This window comes from Pseudomonas sp. PARCl1 (assembly GCF_947311875.1).
Lineage (GTDB): Bacteria > Pseudomonadota > Gammaproteobacteria > Pseudomonadales > Pseudomonadaceae > Aquipseudomonas > Aquipseudomonas juntendi.
In genome coordinates this window covers 1-21,779 of sequence record NZ_CAMZMX010000036.1, presented here as the reverse complement: position 1 = coordinate 21,779, position 21,779 = coordinate 1, and the positions used below count along the sequence as shown (strand labels likewise).

Sequence of the window (21,779 nt, the reverse complement as noted above, 5' to 3'; positions counted from 1 at the left end):
GCCTTAGGCCCGATCCCGCTCCAGCAGCGGTTTCAAGTAATGCCCGGTATGCGACTGTTTCATCTCGCTCAGTTCTTCCGGCGTACCGCAGGCAATGATCTGCCCACCCTTGGAGCCACCCTCTGGCCCCAGGTCCACCAGCCAGTCGGCCGTCTTGATCACATCCAGGTTGTGCTCGATCACCACCACGGTGTTGCCGTGGTCGCGCAGGCGGTGCAGCACGTCCAGCAACTGCTGAATATCGGCAAAGTGCAGGCCAGTGGTCGGCTCGTCGAGGATATACAGGGTCTTGCCGGTGTCACGCTTGGACAGCTCGCGGGATAGCTTGACCCGTTGCGCCTCACCACCGGAAAGGGTGGTCGCCGACTGCCCCAGCTTGATGTAGGACAAACCCACGTCCATCAGTGTTTGCAGCTTGCGCGCCAACGCCGGCACCGCATCGAAGAACTCGCGGGCATCCTCGATGGTCATCTCCAGCACCTCGTGGATGTTCTTGCCCTTGTACTTGATCTCCAGGGTCTCGCGGTTGTAGCGCTTGCTCTTGCACACGTCGCAGGGTACGTAGATGTCCGGCAGGAAGTGCATTTCCACCTTGATCAAGCCATCGCCCTGGCAGGCCTCGCAGCGGCCGCCCTTGACGTTGAACGAGAAGCGCCCAGGGCCATAACCGCGGGAGCGCGACTCGGGCACGCCGGAGAACAGCTCACGGATCGGAGTAAAAATGCCGGTGTAGGTAGCCGGGTTCGAACGCGGGGTACGGCCAATCGGGCTCTGGTCGATATCCACGACCTTGTCCAGGTGCTGCAGGCCGTCCATGCTGCTGTGGGGCGCCGCCTCGATGCTGCTCGCGCCATTCAGGGCGGACGCTGCCAGCGGGTACAGGGTGTTGTTGATCAGCGTCGACTTGCCCGAGCCAGATACCCCGGTCACGCACGTCAACAAGCCAATCGGCACCTCGAGGTCAACATTCTGCAGGTTGTTGCCGCGTGCCCCCTTCAGCTTGAGTTGCAGCTTCTTGTTGCGCGGCGTGCGCTTGGCGGGCACGACGATCTTCTTGCGCCCCGACAGGTATTTGCCCGTCAGCGAGTCAGGATGGTCCATGACCTCCTGCGGCGAACCCTCGGCAACGATCTGCCCGCCATGTACGCCCGCACCTGGGCCGATGTCCACTACGTAGTCCGCCAGGCGGATGGCGTCTTCATCATGCTCCACCACAATGACCGTGTTACCCAGGTCGCGCAGGTGATTGAGCGTCGCCAGCAGGCGGTCGTTGTCGCGTTGATGAAGGCCGATCGACGGTTCGTCGAGAATGTACATCACCCCCACCAGGCCTGCGCCGATCTGGCTGGCCAGGCGGATACGCTGGGCCTCGCCCCCCGACAAGGTGTCGGCACTGCGGTCCAGGGTGAGGTAGTCGAGGCCGACGTTGACCAGGAACTGCAGACGTTCGCAGATTTCCTTGAGGATTTTCGAGGCAATTTCGCCGCGGCGGCCGGTTAGGGTCAGTTCGGCAAAATAGCTGCTGGCATCGCCGATGGGCAGGTTGGTGACCGCCGGCAGGGTTTTCTCGCCAACCCACACGTGGCGCGCTTCGCGACGCAGGCGGGTGCCGCGGCAGTCCGGGCAGGGCTGGGTGCCGAGGAACTTGGCCAGTTCTTCACGCACGGTGGCCGATTCGGTCTCGCGGTAGCGGCGCTCCAGGTTCGGCACAATGCCTTCGAACGGGTGCGAGCGCTTGACGATATCGCCGCGGTCGTTGAGGTACTTGAAGTCGACACTGTGCTTGCCGCTGCCTTGCAGGATCACCTTCTGGTGTTCGGCAGACAGCTCGCCAAACGGCTCTTCCAGGCTGAAGCCGTAGTGTGCCGCCAGTGAGCCGAGCATCTGGAAGTAGTACACGTTGCGACGGTCCCAGCCGCGGATGGCGCCCTCGGCCAAGGTAAGCTCGGCATTGACCAGGCGCTTGGTGTCGAAGAACTGCTTCACACCCAGGCCGTCGCAAGTCGGGCAGGCACCCGCCGGGTTGTTGAAGGAAAACAGCTTGGGCTCCAGCTCGCTGATCGCGTGGCCGCACACCGGGCAGGCGAAACGGGCGGAGAAGATCGTCTCTTCGCCTTGCTCGTCGTCCATCGGTGCCACCAGGGCAATCCCGTCGGCCAGTTTCAGCGCAGTTTCGAACGATTCGGCCAGGCGCTGCTGCAGGTCGGCGCGCACCTTGAAGCGGTCTACTACCACATCGATGCTGTGCTTCTTCTGCTTGTCCAGCTTGGGCAACTCATCAAGCTCATAGAGCTTGCCGTTGACCCGGGCGCGCACGAAACCCTGCGCGCGCATTTCATCGAACACTGCCAGGTGCTCGCCCTTGCGCTCGCGCACCACCGGCGCCAGAAGCATCAGCTTGCTGCCTTCGGGGCGCTCCAGCACCAGGTCGACCATCTGGCTGACGGTTTGCGCCTCCAGCGGAATGTCGTGGTCCGGGCAGCGTGGGGTACCGACGCGGGCGTACAGCAGGCGCAGGTAGTCGTAGATCTCGGTGATGGTGCCGACCGTCGAGCGCGGGTTATGCGACGTCGATTTCTGTTCGATGGAGATTGCCGGGGACAGACCTTCGATGGTGTCGACGTCGGGCTTTTCCATCATCGACAGGAATTGCCGGGCGTAGGCCGACAACGATTCCACGTAGCGGCGCTGGCCTTCGGCGTACAGGGTATCGAACGCCAGCGAAGACTTGCCGGAACCGGACAGGCCGGTGATCACGATCAGCTTGTCCCGGGGCAAGGTCAGGTCGATGTTCTTCAGGTTGTGGGTACGTGCCCCACGAATCAGGATCTTGTCCACTGCGGCCTCGCTTGGCGGGCATAAACAAAGAATTATACGGCCCCCTGCCAGTACGCGGCAAAGCGTCGCGTAGATGCCGTCAAGCTGTCGGACTGATAGAATCGCCGCCGGTTCACACGAGGTTACGCCATGCATGACACCCACAACGAGCGCATGAGCAGCAGCGAAACCCGCGCTGCTGGTGGCCTGGCCCTGGTCTTTGCCTTTCGTATGCTGGGCATGTTCATGGTCTTGCCGGTACTGGCCACCTACGGCATGGACCTGGCCGGTGCCACACCTGCGCTGATTGGCCTGGCCATCGGGGCCTATGGCCTGACCCAGGCGGTATTGCAGATTCCGTTCGGGATGATTTCCGACCGCATCGGGCGGCGTCCGATCATCTACCTGGGGTTGGTGATCTTTGCCCTGGGCAGTGTCCTGGCGGCCCAGGCCGACTCTATCTGGGGGGTGATCGCGGGGCGCATCCTGCAAGGTGCCGGGGCAATTTCGGCTGCCGTCATGGCGCTGCTCTCGGACCTGACCCGTGAACAACACCGGACCAAGGCCATGGCCATGATCGGCATGAGCATCGGCCTGTCGTTTGCCGTGGCCATGGTCGTCGGGCCACTGCTGACAAGTGCTTTTGGTTTGTCAGGATTGTTCCTTGCCACTGCCGGGCTTGCCCTGGTCGGCATCCTGCTGATCGCCTTCGTCGTGCCCAGTACCCACAGCCTTCTGCAGCACCGCGAGTCGGGTGTGGCGCGCAAAGCACTCGGCCCGACCCTGCGTCATCCGGACCTTTTGCGCCTGGACGTGAGCATCTTCGTGCTGCATGCCGTCCTCATGGCCAGCTTCGTCGCGCTGCCCCTGGCCTTCGTCGAGCGTGGCGGGCTGCCAAAAGAGCAGCACTGGTGGGTCTACCTGACCGCACTGTTCATCTCATTTTTTGCAATGGTGCCGTTCATCATCTACGGCGAAAAAAAGCGCAAGATGAAGCGTGTGTTGGCCGGTGCAGTCAGTGTCCTGCTGCTGACAGAGATATACTTCTGGGAGTGGGCTGACGGTTTGCGCGGACTGGTGATTGGCACCGTGGTATTCTTTACCGCATTCAACCTGCTGGAGGCCTCGCTGCCTTCGCTGGTGAGCAAGGTGTCGCCTGCCGGTGGCAAGGGCACGGCAATGGGGGTTTATTCCACCAGCCAGTTCCTTGGTGCGGCACTGGGTGGAATTCTGGGTGGCTGGCTGTTCCAGCACGGTGGGTTGGACACGGTATTCCTGGGCTGCGCGGTGTTGTGTGCAATCTGGCTGATCGTCGCGTTGTCCATGAACGAGCCGCCGTATGTGACCAGCTTGCGCATGCCGCTGACGCCAGAGGCAGCCCGGGAAGCCGGCCTGACCGAGCGACTGATGGCCGTGCCGGGTGTGACCGACGCTGTGGTGGTTGCTGAAGAAGCGGCCATCTATATCAAACTGGATACGAAAATTTTGGACCGTGCGACCCTCGAGCGACTGGTGAATCCAGCCTCTTCGGCGTGCGAAGCCTAGGAGAACGTTATGGCCCGTGGGGTTAACAAAGTCATTCTGGTCGGCACTTGTGGCCAGGATCCCGAAGTCCGCTACCTGCCCAACGGTAACGCCGTGACCAACCTGAGCCTGGCTACCAGCGAGCAGTGGACTGACAAGCAGTCGGGCCAGAAGGTCGAGCGTACCGAGTGGCACCGTGTGTCGCTGTTCGGCAAGGTTGCCGAAATTGCCGGCGAGTACCTGCGTAAAGGTTCGCAGTGCTACATCGAAGGCAAGCTGCAGACCCGCGAGTGGGAAAAAGACGGCATCAAGCGTTACACCACCGAGATCATCGTCGACATCAACGGCACCATGCAGCTGCTCGGCGGGCGCCCGCAGGGCCAGCAGCAAGGCGGTGATCCGTACAACCAGGGTGGCGGCAACTACAACCAGGGTGGTGGTCAACAGCAGTACAACCAGGCCCCGCCGCGCCAGCAGGCCCAGCGCCCGCAACAGGCCCCTCAGCGCCCGGCGCCACAGCAGCCAGCGCCTCAGCCGGCTGCAGACTTCGATAGCTTCGATGACGATATTCCGTTCTGATCAGAACATCAGGCGGCTAGCGAAACCAGAAACCCAGGGCCTTGGCCCTGGGTTTTTTTATGAATGCGGCAGGCCAGCGCAGTCACCTCAGAGGGTGCTTTCACCACCCAGTTCTTCAAGCGCCACCCGGGTGAACTGCGCATCCAGCTCCGGCGTTGCGCCGCTGATGATGCTGATGACGACTGAGCGGAGTTATGTAGTCCATTTCCGAAAGTGATGAACCCAGTAACCCGGCATAGTGCTCTCTACCTGACACATGTCATCGCACCTTCTCGATTCTTGACTAGTCTTATCCATTGGCGAGCAGAATTTGGCCCGCCACCGTGACTACCAAGAGGCGCCGGCAATGTTTCGTGCGTCCAAACCTGATCAGGAGTGCACGATGGACCTGAACCGTCGGCAATTCTTCAAGGTCGCCGCTATCGGCCTTGGAGGCTCGAGCCTGGCGGCGTTGGGCATGGCCCCCACGCCAGCCTTTGCCGAGCAGGTGCGCCACTTCAAGCTGGCGCACACCAAAGAGACCCGAAATACCTGCCCGTACTGTTCGGTCGGCTGCGGCCTGATCCTGTACAGCCAGGGCGATGCGGGCAAGAACGTCAAACAGAACATCATTCATATCGAAGGTGACGCTGACCACCCGGTCAACCGTGGCACCCTCTGTCCGAAAGGTGCCGGCCTGCTGGACTTTATCCACAGCCCGAGCCGCCTGCAGTACCCAGAGGTGCGCAAGCCAGGCAGCCAGGAATGGGTACGGGTCAGCTGGGACGAGGCTCTGGACCGCGTTGCCGACCTGATGAAGCAGGACCGTGACGCCAACTTCATCGAGAAGAACGCCCAGGGGCAAACCGTCAACCGCTGGCTCACCACCGGTTTTCTCGCTGCCTCCGCCGCCTCCAGCGAGGCGGGCTACCTGACCCACAAGGTCATCCGCGCAACAGGCATGCTGGGGTTCGATAACCAAGCACGTGTCTGACATGGCCCGACGGTGGCAAGTCTTGCCCCGACGTACGGCCGTGGCGCCATGACCAACCACTGGTCAGATATCGCCAACGCGAATCTGGTCCTGGTGATGGGTGGCAACGCAGCAGAAGCGCATCCGTGCGGCTTCAAATGGGTGACCGAGGCCAAAGCGCACAACAAGGCGCGGCTTATCGTGGTCGACCCGCGATTTACCCGAACGGCTTCGGTGGCCGACTACTACGCGCCAATCCGTACCGGTACCGACATCGCCTTCATGGGTGGGCTGATCAACTACCTGCTGAGCAACGACAAGATCCAGCACGAATACGTGCGCAATTACACCGACGTGTCGTTCATCGTCAAAGAGAACTATGGCTTCGAAGACGGGCTGTTCAGCGGCTACGACGAGGCCAAGCGCGTGTATGCCGACAAGTCCGGCTGGGGTTATGAGCTGGGTGAGGATGGCTACGCCAAGGTCGACCCGACACTGCAGCACCCGCGCTGCGTGTTCCAGCTGATGAAGCAGCACTACAGCCGCTATACCCCGGCGTTGGCGAGCATGACCTGTGGCATGCCGCAGGACGCCATGATGAAAGTCTGGGAAGAGATCGCCAGCTGCTCGGTCCCGGGCAAGACCATGACGATTCTCTACGCCCTGGGTTGGACGCAACACTCGATCGGTGCGCAAATCATCCGCAGTGCCGCCATGGTGCAGTTGCTGCTCGGTAACGTGGGCATGCCCGGTGGTGGGGTCAACGCGTTGCGCGGCCACTCCAACATCCAGGGCCTCACCGACCTTGGCCTGCTGTCCAATTCGCTGCCGGGCTACCTGACGCTGGCCGGCGATGCCGAACAGGATTACGCCGCCTATATCGACAAGCGCGCCTCCAAACCGCTGCGCCCGGGGCAGCTGTCTTACTGGCAGAACTACGGCAAGTTCCATGTCAGCCTGATGAAGGCCTGGTACGGTGCCAACGCCACGGCTGAAAACAACTGGGGCTATGACTGGCTGCCCAAGCTCGATGTGCCGGCTTACGATGTGCTGCGCATGTTCGAGATGATGGGCCAGGGCAAGGTCAACGGCTACATGTGCCAAGGCTTCAACCCCATCGCCGCGCTGCCGGACAAGAACCGCGTCACCGCGGCTTTGGCCAAGCTCAAGTGGCTGGTGGTCATGGACCCGCTCGCCACCGAAACCTCGGAGTTCTGGCGCAACATGGGGCCGTTCAACGACGTGGACACGGCCAACATCCAGACCGAAGTGATCCGCCTGCCCACCACCTGCTTCGCTGAGGAAGATGGCTCGCTGGTCAACAGCAGCCGCTGGCTGCAGTGGCACTGGAAAGGTGCCGACGGGCCGGGCGAAACCCGCACCGACGTGCAGATCATGAGCGAGCTGTTCCTGCGCCTGCGTCAGCGTTACCAGACCGAGGGCGGTACCTACCCTGATGCGATCATGAACATCAGCTGGCCGTACAAGATTGCTGATGAGCCATCCCCCGAGGAACTGGCCAAGGAAATGAACGGCTGGGCGGTCACCGACCTTACCGATGCTGCCGGTGCAGCCCTCAAGGCTGGCCAGCAATTGTCGGGCTTCGGTCAACTCAAGGACGATGGCAGCACGGCATCGGGGTGTTGGATCTTTGCCGGCTGCTGGACCGAGCAGGGCAACCAGATGGCTCGCCGCGACAACAGCGACCCGTACGGCATGCACCAGGTGCAGAACTGGGCCTGGGCTTGGCCGGCCAACCGCCGCATCCTCTACAACCGTGCCTCCAGCGACCCGCAAGGCCAGCCTTGGGATCCGGAAAAGAAACGCCTGGTGTGGTGGAACGGCAAGACCTGGACCGGGACCGACGTGCCCGACTTCAAGGTCGACTCGCCACCCGAGGCGGGGATGAACCCGTTCATCATGAACCCCGAGGGCGTGGCGCGGTTCTTCGCCATCGACAAGATGGCCGAAGGCCCGTTCCCCGAGCACTACGAGCCGTTCGAAACACCGATTGGCATCAACCCGCTGCACCCGCAGAACAAGAAGGCGATCAGCAACCCGGCCGGGCGCATCTTCGACTCGGTATGGGACACCCTCGGCAAGCACGATGAATTCCCGTACGCGGCGACCACCTACCGGCTGACCGAGCACTTCCACTTCTGGAGCAAGCATTGCCGGCTCAACGCCATCGCCCAGCCCGAGCAGTTCGTCGAGATCGGCGAGGTGCTGGCCAATGAAAAAGGCATCAAGGCTGGCGACCGGGTGCGGGTGTCGAGCAAGCGTGGCCACATCGACGCGGTGGCGGTCGTGACCAAGCGGATTCGCCCGCTGCAGGTCAACAACCAGACCGTGCACCAGATCGGCATTCCGCTGCACTGGGGCTTCACCGGCGCAACCCGGCATGGCTACCTGACCAACACCCTGGTGCCATTCCTGGGTGACGGCAACACGCAGACGCCAGAGTCCAAGTCGTTCCTCGTCAAAGTGGAGAAACTCTGATGGCCAGCCAAGACATCATCGCCCGCTCGGCCACCACCACCGTGCCGCCCTCGGTACGCCAGCAGCAGGAAGTCGCCAAGCTGATCGACACCACCAAGTGCATCGGCTGCAAGGCTTGCCAGGTGGCGTGTTCGGAGTGGAACGAACTGCGTGACGAGGTCGGCCACAACCACGGCACCTACGACAACCCCCTGGACCTCACTGCCGAGACCTGGACGCTGATGCGCTTTACCGAGCACGAGCGCGACGACGGCAACCTGGAATGGCTGATCCGCAAGGACGGCTGCATGCATTGTGCCGAGCCAGGCTGCCTCAAGGCGTGCCCAAGCCCAGGGGCGATCATCAAGCATGCCAACGGTATCGTCGACTTCAACCAGGACCACTGTATTGGCTGTGGCTATTGCATCACCGGCTGCCCGTTCAACATTCCGCGCATCTCGCAGAAAGACCACAAGGCGTACAAGTGCACCCTGTGCTCCGACCGCGTGACCGTGGGCCTGGAGCCGGCCTGTGTGAAAACCTGCCCGACCGGGGCAATTGTGTTCGGCACCAAGGACGAGATGAAGGTGCATGCCGCCGAACGCATCGTCGACCTGAAATCGCGTGGCTACGACAACGCCGGGTTGTATGACCCGGATGGCGTCGGCGGTACCCACGTGATGTACGTGTTGCACCATGCCGATACCCCCAAGCTGTATGCCGGCCTGCCGGACCAGCCAGTGATCAGCCCGCTGGTAGGGTTGTGGAAGGGCTTTACCAAGCCCCTGGCGTTGTTGGCGATGGGCGCAGCGGTGCTGGCCGGGTTCTTCCACTATGTGCGGGTCGGCCCACAGCGGGTGGAGGAGGACGAACACCCGGCCGCAGCCGACCCGAGCGTGCAGACAGTGGACCCTGCAGTGCATGTCTATGATCCGAGCAAGCCCGGTGGGCAAGGGGAGCAGCGGCCATGAACGACAACAAACCCATCTTGCGCTACAACGCCAACGAGCGCAGCAACCACTGGCTGGTGGCGATCCTGTTCTTTCTCGCCGGGCTGTCGGGGTTGGCGCTGTTTCACCCGGCACTGTTCTGGCTCAGCAACCTGTTTGGCGGTGGGCCGTGGACGCGCATCCTGCACCCGTTTCTGGGGGTGGCGATGTTCGTGTTTTTCGTTGGCCTGGTGGTGCGCTTCTGGCGGGCCAACTTCATCACCGCGAATGATCGCCTCTGGCTGCGGCGGGTTGACCGGGTAATGCGTAACCAGGAGGAGGGCGTACCGCCAATCGGCAAGTACAACGCCGGGCAGAAGCTGCTGTTCTGGACCCTGCTGGTGTGCATGCTGGTCTTGCTGGTCAGTGGTGTGGTGATCTGGCGAGCGTATTTCAGCCACTGGTTCGGCATCGAGGTAATTCGCCTGTCGGCGTTGCTGCATGCACTGGCGGCCTTCGTGCTGATCCTCAGCATTATCGTGCACATCTACGCCGGTATCTGGATCAAAGGCTCGATTGGCGCCATGCTGCACGGCTGGGTAAGCCGCGCCTGGGCACGCAAGCACCATGAACTGTGGTACCGCGAGGTGACTGGCGACAAGCCGCCGAGTCATCACGGACGAAAAGAAGGATGAGCGCTTGAGCACGATACTCGAACCTGGGCAGATCGAAGCGTCGGCGGTGATGCCGCCGTTTCTGCACCTGCCGCCGGCCAACCTGTTTGAAGTGCGGGCTGCGCGTTTGGACACGCTGGCCCAGGGCAATGCCCTGGGCGACTACCTGAGGCTGGTTGCGCGGTTGTGCCGTGTGCAGCAGCAGCTTGTGGATAACCCCCCTGGCGCCCTGCCGGTGGCTGAGGCGCGCCAGCGCCTGTGCATAAGCCATGGTTTGCCGCCGCTGGCGGCAGACAGCCTGGTACGTGACGGGGCTTGGCTGGTCTGGCTGCAGGCCTTGCTCGGTCACTTTGGCGACGAACCCCAGGGTCCGTTGGCGGAGGCCTTGCAGGTGCTGCGTGGCAGTGATGACAACCAGCGCAAAGGCTGGGGGGGCGCGTTGCTGGCAGGGCAGTATGACGCGGTGCCGCCCGCACTGGTGCCATTGCTCGGGGCTGCGTTGCAGGCGGCCTGGTCCAGCTGGCTGCTGGCATTGCCGGCGCCTGAACTCAAACCCGCTGGCAGCCTGGCCCAGTGCCCGGCCTGCGGCTCGCCGGCGATGGCCGGGGTGGTACGCAACCGTGGCAAGCACAACGGCCTGCGCTATCTGGTGTGCGCGTTGTGCGCCTGTGAATGGCATGTGGTGCGGGTCAAGTGCGTGTACTGCGAGTCGAGCAAGGACTTGCGCTATACCAGCCTTGAGAATGACCGCCATCTACCCGGCAAGGCGCCCCTGCGGGCCGAGTGCTGCCCGGGGTGTGAAAGCTACCTCAAGCAGAACTACCTCGAAAACGACGCAGCGGCCGAGCCCTTGGCCGACGACCTGGCCAGCCTTGCGCTGGACATGCGCCTGGACGAGGAAGGTTTTCATCGCCTGGCGCCCAACCTGATGCTTGCGCCCGGTTAGTGGGTGAGTGTCTACACTGAAAAACCGAGTCGCCTGCTTCGCGGATGAACCGGTTCCCACAAGACTTGGTACAGGATCAGACACCTGCGCAGGCTTTTGTGGGGGCGGGCTCACCCGCGAACAGGCCAGTACCGACGACGGATCAATCCTAGGTAGTACCGCATGTCCAACAGCCTCGCCAGCGACACCCCACGCTTGCCGTCCATCGACACCCTCCTGCGCCATCCGGCCTGCCTCCCACTGATCGACCGCCACGGCCGCGATGCGGTCTTGAGCGCCCTGCGCCAATTGCTGGACGACCTGCGGGAGCCCGCGCGCAGCGGCCAACTCAGTGCCGCCGAGCTGTCTCTCGAGATCCTTCTGGGCCGCGCCGGCGAACGTCTGGCTGCCCAGCAACGCAGCCAGGTACGCCGAGTGTTCAACCTCACCGGCACCGTGCTGCATACCAACCTCGGCCGTGCCCTGCTGCCGGAAGAAGCCATCGAGGCCATGCAGACCGCCGCCCGCTACCCGCTCAACCTGGAGTTCGACCTGGCCAGCGGCAAGCGTGGTGACCGCGACGACCTGATCGAGGGCCTTATCCGCGAGCTGACCGGCGCCGAGGCGGTTACCGTGGTCAACAACAATGCCGCGGCGGTACTGCTGGCGCTCAACAGCCTGGGTGCGCGCAAGGAGGGCATTATCTCGCGCGGCGAACTGATCGAGATCGGTGGCGCCTTCCGCATCCCGGACATCATGGCCCGCGCCGGGGTGAAGCTGCACGAGATCGGTACCACCAACCGCACCCATGCCCGCGACTACGAGGCTGCCATTGGCCCGCGAACCGGGTTACTGATGCGCGTGCACTGCAGCAACTACAGCATTCAAGGTTTCACCACCCAGGTGCCCACCGCCGAGCTGGCGCGAATCGCCCACCAGCATGACCTGCCACTGCTCGAAGACCTCGGCAGCGGTAGTTTGCTCGATCTCACCCGCTGGGGCCTGCCGGCCGAGCCCACGGTGCGCCAGGCCCTGGCTGATGGCGCCGATCTGGTGACCTTCAGTGGCGACAAGCTGCTGGGCGGCCCGCAGGCCGGGATCATCGTCGGGCGCAAGGCATTGATCGCCAGGATCAAGAAAAACCCGCTCAAGCGTGCGCTGCGGGTCGACAAGATCACCCTGGCCGCACTCGAAGCGGTGCTGGCGCTGTACCGCAACCCGGATCGGTTGGCCGAGCGCCTGCCCAGTTTGCGCTTGTTGACCCGTGGCCAGGCCGATATCCAGGCCCAGGCCGAACGCCTGCTGCCAGACCTCCAGGCCCGCCTTGGTGCGCAATGGGTCGTCAGCGTAGAACCTGCGCTGGGCATGATAGGCAGTGGCAGCCAGCCGGTTGCGCGCCTGCCCAGTGCCGCGCTGTGCCTGCGCCCGCAGGTGTCGAAGAAGTTGCGCGGGCGCAGCCTGCATGTGCTGGAGCGGGCCCTGCGGGGCCTGCCGGTGCCGGTGCTTGGTCGCATCGACGACGACGCGCTATGGCTGGACCTGCGCCAGCTGGACGACGAAGCCCAATGGCTGGCGCAATTGCCGGCGTTGCAGTTGGGGCCGGTGCAGTGATCGTTGGTACCGCCGGCCACATTGACCATGGCAAGACCGCACTGCTGAAGGCACTGACCGGCCAGGCCGGTGACCTGCGCCAGGAAGAGCGTGAGCGGGGCATGACCATCGACCTGGGTTACCGCTACGCGGCGCTGGCCGAAGGTGCAGCGCTGACGGGCTTCATCGATGTGCCGGGCCACGAGCGGTTTATCCACAACATGCTGGCCGGGGCCCATGGCATAGACGTGGTGCTGCTGGTGGTGGCGGCAGACGATGGCGTCATGCCGCAGACACGTGAGCACCTGGCAATCATCGAGCTGTTGGGTATCCCCCAGGCACTGGTGGCGATCAGCAAGTGCGACCGCGTCGAGCCGGCGCGCCTGGCCCAGGTGCAGGCGCAGGTCAATGAGCTGCTGGCGCCAGGGCCCTATGCCGGGGCGCGGCAGTTCCCGGTGTCGAGCCTTGGCGGGGAGGGCATCGACGCGTTGCGCCAAGCCTTGCTGCAGGCGCAAACCGCTGTGCGGCAACGCAGTGCGCAAGGCGGTTTTCGCCTGGCTATCGACCGCGCCTTCGCTGTTACCGGTGCGGGGGTGGTGGTGACTGGCACGGCGCTGGCCGGCCGGGTGAGTGCCGGCGATACCCTGGTCCTGGGCAAGGCCGGCAAGGCGGTGCGGGTGCGGGGCCTGCATGCACAAAACCAGTCCGCACTGGTAGCGCAGGCCGGCCAGCGAGTAGCGCTCAATATCGCAGCCGAACGCCTTAGCGCGGAGCAAGTTCACCGTGGCGACTGGCTGCTACCGCAGTGGCTGCACGCGCCCAGTGTTCGGGTGGATATCGAGTTGAACCTGCTGCCGGGCGAGCTGCGGGCGTTCGAGCACTTCAGTGCCGTGCATGTGCACCTCGGCACCCAGGACGTGACGGCCCGTGTCGCGTTGCTGGAAGGTGAAACCCTGGCCGCCGGCCAGCGCATGTTTGCCCAGTTACTGCTCAATGCGCCGTTGCAGGCCGTGCATGGCGACCGCCTGGTACTGCGTGACCAGCGTGCTCAGCGCACCTTGGGCGGCGGCAGGGTACTCGATCCGTTTGCCCCCAGCCGCCAGCGCCGCAGCCACGAGCGTCTACGCCAGCTGCAGGCGCTGCGGGATGCCCAGGGCCTGGAGCAGGCACTGCCGGCACTGCTCGCCAGCGCGCCCGGTGGTATCGACCCGCAGCGCCTGGAGCGACAGTTCAATCGCCTGCGCGAAACCTGGCAGCTACCGGCGGACGTGTTGGTGGTGGCCACGCGGCAGGGCCAGCTGCTGTTCGCCAGCGCCCAATGGCAGGCGCTGAAACGGCAGGTGCTGGCGCAACTTGCCCGCTTCCACGAGCAAGAACCCGATCAGCTGGGCCCCGACCGTGACCGCCTGCGGCGCTTTACTGCATTGCCGTTGGAGCGGCCTGCGTTTGTCAGCCTGCTTGAGGAACTGCTAGAGGAAGGGGTGATTGCCGCCAGTGGGCCCTGGCTGCATTTGCCGGATCACAAGGTCCAGTTGAGTGAAGCCGACGAGGCACTTTGGGCGCGCCTGCAGCCCAGGTTGCTGGCGGGGCAGTTCGATCCGCCCTGGGTTAGGACATTGGCTGCAGAAGAGAACTGCCTTGAAGCCGACGTTCGTTTGTTGTTGCGCAAGCTGGCGCGTTTGGGCGTGGTGCACCAGGTGGTGCGCGACCTGTTCTACCCCGCAGCGACGCTACAGCGCATGGCAGAGCTGCTGCTGGGGCAGGCGGCTGGCACTTCATTAGTGCAGGTTGCTGCATTTCGCGATATGTTGGGCATCGGTCGCAAGCGCAGTGTGCAGATTCTGGAATACTTCGACCGCATCGGCCTGACCCGCAGGATGGCCGAGCAGCGTCACATTCGCGCTGACAGCGCCCTGGCCCAGCAGTACGCCAGGCACTGAGTTCAAGGAAGGCAATCGCGCCCGGTGGCGCGGCCGGGCTTCAAACCCGGTTGGGGACGGCAGCCGTTCCCGGGCAGGTTCGACTCCCGCTGCCTTCCGCCATCTTCTTTTCTTGCCCGGGCGAGTGCGGGTAGTGCCTACGCCCGCTCCCCACACAGGTCCAGGGCAAACCAGCGTTCTGCTGACTCCACATCCAACCCTGCACCCAGCAGCGCAACCATCTTGCCCAGCGCCGCCTCGCGGGTCATGCCGCCGCCACTGACCAGGCCCGCGCTACGCAGTCGGTTGCCTGCCGCATAGGTATCGAATACCACCGAGCCTTCAGGGCATTGGCTGATTGCCGCCAGCAGCACACCGCGCTGGCGCGCTGCGCGCAGTACCTCGAGCAACGCCAGGTCATCCGACGGCCCGGTACCACTGCCATAGCACTCCAGCAGCAAGCCCTGCACGCCGCTGCCCAACAAGGCCTGCAGATGGCTGGCCTGCAGCCCGGGGAACACAGGCACGACCGCCAGGTTGACCGGCTGGCGCGGCTGGCGGTAATCCAGCTCGGCCGGGATGGCTGCCGCACGCTGGCTGTCGCGATGCCGCGGCAGGGCAACGAACGCATCGAACGCTTCACTGCGCAACTTGGTAGCCCGGCAACCGTGCACCAGCTGCCCATGGAAGTACAACTGCACGCCGTCTTCCAGCCCTTGTTCGAACAGGCGCAGCGCGCCACACAGGTTGGGCCAGGCGTCGCTGTCGGCAGCGCCGGCCGGCAGCATCGAACCGGTCAGCAGTACCGGCACGGGCAAGCCCAGCAGCAGGAACGACAAGGCAGCCGCGCTATAGGCCAGGCTATCGGTGCCGTGCAGCACCAGCACCCCATCATGGCCAGCATCCACCGCCGTGACGATGGCATCACGCATGGCCAGCCAGTTGTGCTGTTGCATGTTGGCGCTGTCCAGCAGCGGGTTCAGCTCTTGCAGGGTCCACTGCAGCTGGGGGGCATCGGACAGTTGCGCGAAGTGTTCACGCATCCGCCCGTCGAAACCGCCGGCCGGTGCCAGGCCCTCCGGGGTTTCGAGCATGCCGATGGTGCCACCGGTATAGAGAACGAGAAGATTCTTGACTGCACGCATGGAAAGCATCCGTGGCGGTGAGCGGAGAAAAAAGCCGCCCACGGACGGGGCGGCTTTGGCAGGGCAGGGTATCAGCGCTGTGGCTGGGCCTGGACGGCTGCTTTGTCAGCGGCTGTTTCCAGCTGAGGGTTGGCTGGCCAGGCGTTGCGGTCCAGGTCCAGGTCGGCGAACTTGGTCGAATCGAACACTGGCTGCTTGATACCGGCCTTGCGCTGGTCGTCGTAGTCGCGCATCACCCGCAGGCCAATCTTGAACAACAGGGCCAGGGCGATCAGGTTGACGAAGGCCAGGCAGGTCATGGTGATGTCGGCGAAGGCGAACACGGTCGACAGGTCTTGCATCGAACCCCACACCACCAGCGCCAGTACCAGGCAACGGAACACCATCAGTACCACGCGGTTGCGGCTGAGGAACTGCAGGCTGTTCTCGCCCAGGTAGTAGTTGTAGAGAATGCAGGTGAACACGAACAGCGACAGTGCAACGCTGACGAACACGCGGCCCCAGTCACCCACCACCGCGGCCAGCGAGTTCTGGGTCAGGACAATGCCGTCGCCCTCGAAGCCTGGGGTGTAGAAGCCCGACAGCAGGATCAGCAGTGCGGTGCAGGTGCAGATCACGAAGGTGTCGAGGAACACGCTGAAGGCCTGGACCACGCCCTGCGCGCCCGGGTGTTTCACTGCCGCCACGGCCGCAACGTTCGGTGCACTGCCCAAGCCTGCTTCGTTGGCGAACACGCCCCGCTTCACGCCCATGACGATGGCGCTGCCGAGCAGGCCGCCAAACGCAGGGTCAAGGCCGAAAGCGCTCTTGAAGATGGTTTCCAGCATGGCGGGTACGTGGTCGATCTGGGTGCCGATCACGTACAGGGTCACGCCGATGTAGGCCAGGGTCTTGACCGGCACCAGCAGGTCCGAGACCGCCGCGATGCGCTTGATGCCACCGATGAAGGTGATGGCCAACAGCACGGCCAGCACCAGCCCGGTGTGGCTTGGCTTGAAGTCGAAGGCATTTTGTAGCGAATGGGTAACGGTGTACGACTGCAGGCCGATGAAGGCGAAGCCGTAGGTCACCAGCAGCAGGATCGAGAACACGATGGCCATGCTTTTCAGCTTCAGGCCATGCTGAATGTAGTAGGCCGGGCCGCCACGGTACAAGCCGTCGCCATCGGCGCGCTTGTACACCTGGGCCAGGGTACATTCGAAGAAACTGCTGGCCATGCCGACCAGGGCAGTGACCCACATCCAGAACACCGCGCCAGGGCCGCCCAAGGTCACGGCAATGCCGACCCCGGCGATGTTACCGGCGCCCACGCGGCCAGCCAGGCTCAGCATCAGGGCCTGGAAGGAGCTCAACTGGCCTGCCTGGCCACGCAGCGATTCCTTGAACACGGCGAACATGTGGCCGAAATGGCGGAACTGTACGAACCGCGAACGGATGGTGAAGTAACCGCCGAGACCGACGATCAGCACGATGAGGAGTTTCCCCGAGAGGAAATCGTTGAGTGCTTCGAGCATTGGAAAATGACCTCGATTCTTATTCTTCGTGTGGATTGATCAGCGGACGGCAGGCGCACCGCTATTCGTTGGGGCGCATGGTTGGCCATGACAAGAGTCGTTACAATTTCGCGGGTTGCTCTGACTTGATGCGACTTGATGCTACAATGGCGTCATTCGCGTCACCTGGATTCCGCACATGAGTGAGCATTTCGCTACCAACCTCAAACTGGCTTGCAGCCACTACCGCTCTATTTCCGAAGTTTGCCGCCAGCTCTCGATCAACCGAGCGCAGTTCAACAAGTACCTCAGCGGGCAGAGCCGTCCGACGGCTTTCAACCTGAAACGCATCGGTGATTTCTTTGGCGTCGAGGATTACGAGCTGAACCTGCCTGCCGAGCAGTTCGCCCGCCTGATCGGTGCCCGCGTCTCGACCCTGGCCGAACAACCCAGCGACCCGATCAGTGAACTGTTCCGCCCGCTGCATGAGCACGCCGGCAACCTGTCGCGTTATTGCGGTTATTACTTCGAGTACTCGAACTGCATGTCGGTGCCCGGCACGATCCTGGTGTCGCTGGTGCACCTGTGGGAAGAGCGGGGGCGTTTCCTGTTCGAGCGCCAGGAGCGGCAGGAGCGCTCCAGCGCCACGGACCTGCATGCCGAAGTCCGTTGTCGCTATCTGGGCGCGGCGTTTCAGTTGCAGGACCGAGTGTTCCTCATCGACTACGAGTCGCTGACTTTCAACGAAATGAGCCAGACCATCCTGATTCCCAGCTTCAAAAGCCGGATCACCCGCCTGAACGGCCTGAAGGCCGGGGTTTCCAGCGGCGACCGGCGCAACCCGGCCTGCACACGGGTGGTGTGGGAGTACCTGGGTGAGGAGATCAATCGCATCAATGCCTACCGACAGGTCAAACTGTACCGCCCGGATGATCCGCGTATAGATGATGACGTCAGGGAACGTCTGAGTGTGGGGCCGTTGCGCAACAGTTTGTTTGAGATTGAATAGACAGGATGGCTGTACTCGGCATGCCACTGCCGCTCTATCGGTTTGACCGATGACTGGAATTGAATTCAGGCCCGCTGAGTACTCATAGGCGGTGCAACCATTGCGCCACCGGATGACCAGTACTGAGCATCAACTTGGTTGCCATCAGGCAGCACACGGCGATCAGCAGCGGTTTCACCAGCCGCGGCCCGAAGTGGAGCGCACACCGCGCGCCCAGCTGCGCACCAATGATGGCGGACACGGCCATTATCAATGCCAAAAGCCAGACGATCGCCCCACTGCATGCAAACACGGTCAGGGCTCCCAGGTTGCAGCAAGCATTCAGGAGTTTGCTTCTGCAAATTGCTTGCATGAGCGGCTGTCCCAGCAGCAGGGTGCATGCGACCATGAAAAATGAACCGGTACCTGGCCCGAAAATACCGTCATAGAAGCCGATGGCTGGCACTACCGCCAGTGTGAATGCAACGCTCGACAGCCGTTGCTTGCGCTCCTGACCACTCAACGTGGGAGTGAACGCAAATTAGGCGGCGACCGCGATCAGCATGATGGGAACGACAGATTCCAGGACATACCTGTCGAGCATGCTGATTGACATGGCGCCAGTGACGCCTCCAGTAAAGGATAGGCAGGCCATAGGCCAGTCTGCTCGCCAATCGATCATTCGTTTTCGAGCAAACGCCCAGACGGCTGACGCACTGGCTGAGGAAGCTTGAAATTTGTTAGTGGCCATTGCTGCCAATGGGTCGATGCCTGCGATGAATAGAGCGGGAAGAGTGAGGAGTCCGCCGCCGCCTGCTATTGCATCGAAGAAACCGGCAAACAGCGCGACGGCTGCTAGCGCTATATAGATCGAATCCATTTTCAATTGTGCTCCATTTTCACTAGCCACGTACTATCAACGGGTCTTGCTGCAGGATTAATGGCCGCGCATCTGGCGAATACCCAAACAGCCTGATCAGTAGTCGCCTGTTATCTTTGATTATGTCGCGGGCATGCAGGGCCTGGCTGTTGTTGATTAACAGCGCAGAGGTGGGCTGCAGAACGAATTAGTAACAATCTGCCTGATTCAATAGATCTTTCAATGACCAGTAGGCTTGGCGCGCCAATTGGCTAGCTTTTTCGTGCACAGAGTACCGATAACTGTTGTAGCGCAAGGTGAAGTCACCTCGAGGGTCGAACTGGATGATGGAATGTTCTAGCATGTCCTCGCTGTCGTCCTTGACGAAACATTCACTGCGACTGAAACAGAATGATTTCGATGAAAGCGCCAGTGCTTCAAGGCCGTTCAGTTTTGCAATTACATTGCGTGCCGGTATCAATTTTGTCGGCTCTTGGGATGGGTTCCATCGGGCCGTCAGAATCAAGGCGCTGGGACATCTGGGCCACCCATCGCACCGACTTGGCGGGCTGCGCAGTCCAGAAAATTGGCTTGCTGGTCATTGAGCTCGAACTGGATGACCTCAGTCGATCGTTGAGGCACGTTCCCTATCATTGTTTTTTTCCTTGTATGTAGGGGGAGGTGGAACTTTTTGTGAGTTCGCCGTTAATTTAGCCAGAGAATCTTACGCAGTGATGCAGGACCTGCTCCCTTGGTCATGTGAGGAATGTCCTCGGCGGTGGTAGGAATAGCCCTACGTATCCACCTCCGCCCCAGGGTTGGACTTCCCCGCCCGGAAACCGCAAAATGACCCACTTTCCTTAATCAACCTCTCCGGATCTGCTGACTCTATGCGTATGCGCCTAATGCTGTTGGGTGGTGGCAATGCCCTCGGGCAAGCGCTGATTCGTCTTGGGGCCGAGGAGGACATCGCATTCCTGGCGCCGCGCCCGCCCGAGAGCGGCTGGACGCCGGCGAGCCTGACCCAGTTGCTTGACGACCATCGCCCCGATGCCCTGGTGAACCTGGCCTATTACTTCGACTGGTTCCAGGCCGAGTCGGTCAGCGAGCCGCGCCTGGCGCAACAGGAGCGGGCAGTCGAGCGGCTGGCAGAGCTGTGCCAGCACCACCAGATCACCCTGGTGCAGCCTTCCAGCTACCGGGTATTCGATGGCTCGCGGGCCACTGCCTACAGCGAGAAGGACGAGCCCGTACCCCTGGGGCTGCGGGGCCAGGCCTTGTGGCGGATCGAGCAGAGCGTGCGGGCGGCGTGCCCGCAACATGTACTGCTGCGCTTTGGCTGGTTGCTGGACGAAAGCATCGATGGCTCGCTCGGTCGTTTCCTCACCCGTGCCGAGCAACCGGCCGAGTTGCTGCTGGCCGATGACCGGCGCGGCAACCCCACACCTGTGGACGATGCGGCCCGGGTGATCCTGTCTGTGCTCAAGCAACTCGATTGCAACGCGCCGCTATGGGGCACCTACCATTACGCCGGCAACGAGGCGACCACGCCGCTGGTGTTGGGCCAGGCGATCCTGGCCGAGGCCGGCCAATATCGCCAGCTGGCAGTGCAGGCACCCACGGCGCAAGCGCATGCCGCGCGGCCGGATGCCAGCGAAGAGCCGCAGCATGCCGTATTGGCCTGCAAGAAAATCCTTCATACCTTTGGCATCAAGCCGCGTGCCTGGCGCGCCGGCTTGCCGCCCCTACTGGACCGTTTCTACCGCCATGGCTGATGCCCCCATCCTGATCACCGGCGGTGCCGGCTTCATTGGTTCCCACCTGTGCGATGCGTTGTTGGACAAAGGCTACGCCGTACGCATTCTCGATGACTTGTCCACTGGCCGGCGGGACAACCTGCAGATCGACCACCCACGGCTGGAACTGATCGAAGGCGATGTCGCCGATGCTGCTCTGGTCATGCGGGCTGCGGCAGGTTGCAGTGCCGTGGTGCACCTGGCCGCAGTGGCTTCGGTGCAGGCCTCGGTCGAAGATCCGGTGCGTACCCACCAGAGCAATTTCATCGGCACCCTCAATGTTTGTGAAGCCATGCGCGTGCACGGTCTGCGCCGGGTGGTGTTCGCCTCCAGTGCCGCCGTGTATGGCAACAATGGCGAGGGCGAGTCGATCGCCGAGGATACGCCCAAGGCACCGCTGACGCCCTATGCCGTGGACAAGCTGGCCAGTGAGCAATACCTGGACTTCTACCGCCGTCAGCATGGGCTGGAGCCGGTGGTGTTCCGCTTCTTCAATATCTTCGGGCCTCGCCAGGACCCGTCCTCGCCCTATTCCGGGGTTATCAGCATCTTCTGCGAGCGTGCTGTGCAGGGCCTGCCGATCACCGTGTACGGGGATGGCGAGCAGACCCGCGATTTCCTGTATGTAGGCGACCTGGTGCAAGTGATGGTGCAGGCGCTGGAGCAGCCGCAGGTCGAGGAGGGTGCGGTGAACATCGGCCTCAACCAGGCAACGTCGATCAACCAAATGCTCGCGGCGCTGCAGAAAGTCGTGGGCAGCTTGCCAGCGGTGACCTACGCGGCGGCGCGTGCCGGTGATATTCGTCATTCGCGGGCCGATAACCAGCGCTTGCTGGCGCGGTTTGCATTCCCGCAGGCTACGCCGATGGTCGAGGGGCTGGCCCGGCTACTGGGTAAAAGCTGAAGTCACGGGCCAAGCGATGCCCTGCCTGCACGGCCTGTAGGAGCAACTGTCTTTCTCAAAATGTGAAAAGCCTGCGCGATCCATTGTGGGAGCGGGCGTGCCCGCGAAGCAGGCGACGCGGTGTCTGGCACCGGCTGCGCCGGTGTTCGCGGGCACGCCCGCTCCCACAGGAACCGTGTGATCTTCGAGTCCTGCATTTTGGCTGTT

At 62.7% G+C, this 21,779-nt stretch carries 15 protein-coding genes, 1 tRNA gene and 1 pseudogene; 13 read left to right on the top strand and 4 right to left on the bottom strand.

Annotated elements, in window-relative coordinates; translation table 11 throughout:
• Positions 1-3: 3 nt before the first annotated feature.
• Positions 4-2,838 carry an excinuclease ABC subunit UvrA gene (gene uvrA, locus QME24_RS17890; RefSeq protein ID WP_280091654.1) on the bottom strand — a complete coding sequence of 945 codons (2,835 nt, stop codon included), beginning with the start codon at positions 2,836-2,838 and terminating at the stop codon, positions 4-6.
• 129 nt (positions 2,839-2,967) lie between these two features.
• Between uvrA and QME24_RS17885 the strand changes: the two genes are divergently transcribed.
• The 9 genes from QME24_RS17885 to QME24_RS17845 all read left to right on the top strand — a co-directional run bounded on the left by QME24_RS17885 (position 2,968) and on the right by QME24_RS17845 (position 14,510).
• Positions 2,968-4,362 carry an MFS transporter gene (locus QME24_RS17885; protein ID WP_009681966.1) on the top strand — a complete coding sequence of 465 codons (1,395 nt, stop codon included), beginning with the start codon at positions 2,968-2,970 and terminating at the stop codon, positions 4,360-4,362.
• 9 nt (positions 4,363-4,371) lie between these two features.
• Complete coding sequence (locus QME24_RS17880; protein ID WP_009681967.1) at positions 4,372-4,920, top strand: single-stranded DNA-binding protein; 549 nt, start codon at positions 4,372-4,374, stop codon at positions 4,918-4,920.
• 382 nt (positions 4,921-5,302) lie between these two features.
• On the top strand, positions 5,303-8,371 hold the full coding sequence (gene fdnG, locus QME24_RS17875) for a formate dehydrogenase-N subunit alpha (RefSeq protein ID WP_146226816.1): 3,069 nt from the start codon (positions 5,303-5,305) through the stop codon (positions 8,369-8,371).
• Complete coding sequence (gene fdxH, locus QME24_RS17870; protein WP_280091656.1) at positions 8,371-9,321, top strand: formate dehydrogenase subunit beta; 951 nt, start codon at positions 8,371-8,373, stop codon at positions 9,319-9,321. The genes fdnG and fdxH overlap by 1 nt, the downstream gene beginning before the upstream one ends.
• The gene (locus QME24_RS17865; RefSeq protein WP_009685688.1) at positions 9,318-9,974 is read left to right on the top strand and encodes a formate dehydrogenase subunit gamma; all 657 of its coding nucleotides are present in this window, start codon (positions 9,318-9,320) and stop codon (positions 9,972-9,974) included. The genes fdxH and QME24_RS17865 overlap by 4 nt, the downstream gene beginning before the upstream one ends.
• Before the next feature lie 4 nt (positions 9,975-9,978).
• Complete coding sequence (gene fdhE / locus QME24_RS17860) at positions 9,979-10,899, top strand: formate dehydrogenase accessory protein FdhE (protein WP_280091657.1); 921 nt, start codon at positions 9,979-9,981, stop codon at positions 10,897-10,899.
• 162 nt (positions 10,900-11,061) lie between these two features.
• Positions 11,062-12,489 (top strand): L-seryl-tRNA(Sec) selenium transferase, encoded by a 1,428-nt coding sequence (selA, locus tag QME24_RS17855; protein ID WP_009685690.1) that lies wholly within the window; start codon positions 11,062-11,064, stop codon positions 12,487-12,489.
• A complete protein-coding gene (gene selB, locus QME24_RS17850; protein WP_232892727.1) occupies positions 12,486-14,408 on the top strand; it encodes a selenocysteine-specific translation elongation factor in 1,923 nt (640 codons plus the stop codon). The genes selA and selB overlap by 4 nt, the downstream gene beginning before the upstream one ends.
• A 6-nt stretch (positions 14,409-14,414) precedes the next feature.
• Positions 14,415-14,510, top strand: a tRNA-Sec gene (locus QME24_RS17845).
• A 35-nt stretch (positions 14,511-14,545) separates the two neighbouring features.
• Here QME24_RS17845 and QME24_RS17840 read toward each other — a convergent pair.
• Complete coding sequence (locus QME24_RS17840; RefSeq protein ID WP_197886119.1) at positions 14,546-15,541, bottom strand: asparaginase; 996 nt, start codon at positions 15,539-15,541, stop codon at positions 14,546-14,548.
• Positions 15,542-15,603: 62 nt separating this feature from the next.
• Complete coding sequence (locus QME24_RS17835; protein WP_047149796.1) at positions 15,604-17,046, bottom strand: sodium:alanine symporter family protein; 1,443 nt, start codon at positions 17,044-17,046, stop codon at positions 15,604-15,606.
• A gap of 178 nt (positions 17,047-17,224) precedes the next feature.
• On the opposite strand from QME24_RS17835, the gene QME24_RS17830 reads away from it, so the two are divergent.
• Positions 17,225-18,034, top strand: a complete 810-nt coding sequence (locus QME24_RS17830) for a helix-turn-helix transcriptional regulator (protein WP_029885046.1) — start codon at positions 17,225-17,227, stop codon at positions 18,032-18,034.
• A gap of 82 nt (positions 18,035-18,116) precedes the next feature.
• On the opposite strand, the pseudogene QME24_RS17825 reads toward QME24_RS17830, so the two are convergent.
• A pseudogene (locus tag QME24_RS17825) lies at positions 18,117-18,893 on the bottom strand (TSUP family transporter).
• Positions 18,894-19,234: 341 nt separating this feature from the next.
• Here QME24_RS17825 and QME24_RS17820 point away from each other — a divergent pair.
• The 3 genes from QME24_RS17820 (at position 19,235) to QME24_RS17810 (ending at position 21,572) form a co-directional block, all read left to right on the top strand.
• The gene (locus tag QME24_RS17820) at positions 19,235-19,477 is read left to right on the top strand and encodes a hypothetical protein (RefSeq protein WP_280091658.1); all 243 of its coding nucleotides are present in this window, start codon (positions 19,235-19,237) and stop codon (positions 19,475-19,477) included.
• A 285-nt stretch (positions 19,478-19,762) separates the two neighbouring features.
• Entirely contained in the window at positions 19,763-20,647 is an 885-nt protein-coding gene (locus QME24_RS17815) for a sugar nucleotide-binding protein (RefSeq protein ID WP_080709155.1), read from the top strand.
• Positions 20,640-21,572: an NAD-dependent epimerase/dehydratase family protein gene (locus QME24_RS17810; RefSeq protein WP_054904987.1), complete on the top strand. Its 933-nt coding sequence runs from the start codon at positions 20,640-20,642 to the stop codon at positions 21,570-21,572. The genes QME24_RS17815 and QME24_RS17810 overlap by 8 nt, the downstream gene beginning before the upstream one ends.
• Positions 21,573-21,779: the final 207 nt, after the last annotated feature.

What these genes read in the sequence shown, in the direction of transcription:
- QME24_RS17885 (WP_009681966.1), top strand. Translation starts at nt 2,968, where the DNA reads ATGCATGACACCCACAACGAGCGCATGAGCAGCAGCGAAACCCGCGCT.
- QME24_RS17880 (WP_009681967.1), top strand. Translation starts at nt 4,372, where the DNA reads ATGGCCCGTGGGGTTAACAAAGTCATTCTGGTCGGCACTTGTGGCCAG.
- fdxH (WP_280091656.1), top strand. Translation starts at nt 8,371, where the DNA reads ATGGCCAGCCAAGACATCATCGCCCGCTCGGCCACCACCACCGTGCCG.
- QME24_RS17865 (WP_009685688.1), top strand. Translation starts at nt 9,318, where the DNA reads ATGAACGACAACAAACCCATCTTGCGCTACAACGCCAACGAGCGCAGC.
- selA (WP_009685690.1), top strand. Translation starts at nt 11,062, where the DNA reads ATGTCCAACAGCCTCGCCAGCGACACCCCACGCTTGCCGTCCATCGAC.
- QME24_RS17840 (WP_197886119.1), bottom strand. Translation starts at nt 15,541, where the DNA reads ATGCTTTCCATGCGTGCAGTCAAGAATCTTCTCGTTCTCTATACCGGT.
- QME24_RS17835 (WP_047149796.1), bottom strand. Translation starts at nt 17,046, where the DNA reads ATGCTCGAAGCACTCAACGATTTCCTCTCGGGGAAACTCCTCATCGTG.
- QME24_RS17830 (WP_029885046.1), top strand. Translation starts at nt 17,225, where the DNA reads ATGAGTGAGCATTTCGCTACCAACCTCAAACTGGCTTGCAGCCACTAC.
- QME24_RS17820 (WP_280091658.1), top strand. Translation starts at nt 19,235, where the DNA reads ATGTCCTCGCTGTCGTCCTTGACGAAACATTCACTGCGACTGAAACAG.
- QME24_RS17815 (WP_080709155.1), top strand. Translation starts at nt 19,763, where the DNA reads ATGCGTATGCGCCTAATGCTGTTGGGTGGTGGCAATGCCCTCGGGCAA.
- QME24_RS17810 (WP_054904987.1), top strand. Translation starts at nt 20,640, where the DNA reads ATGGCTGATGCCCCCATCCTGATCACCGGCGGTGCCGGCTTCATTGGT.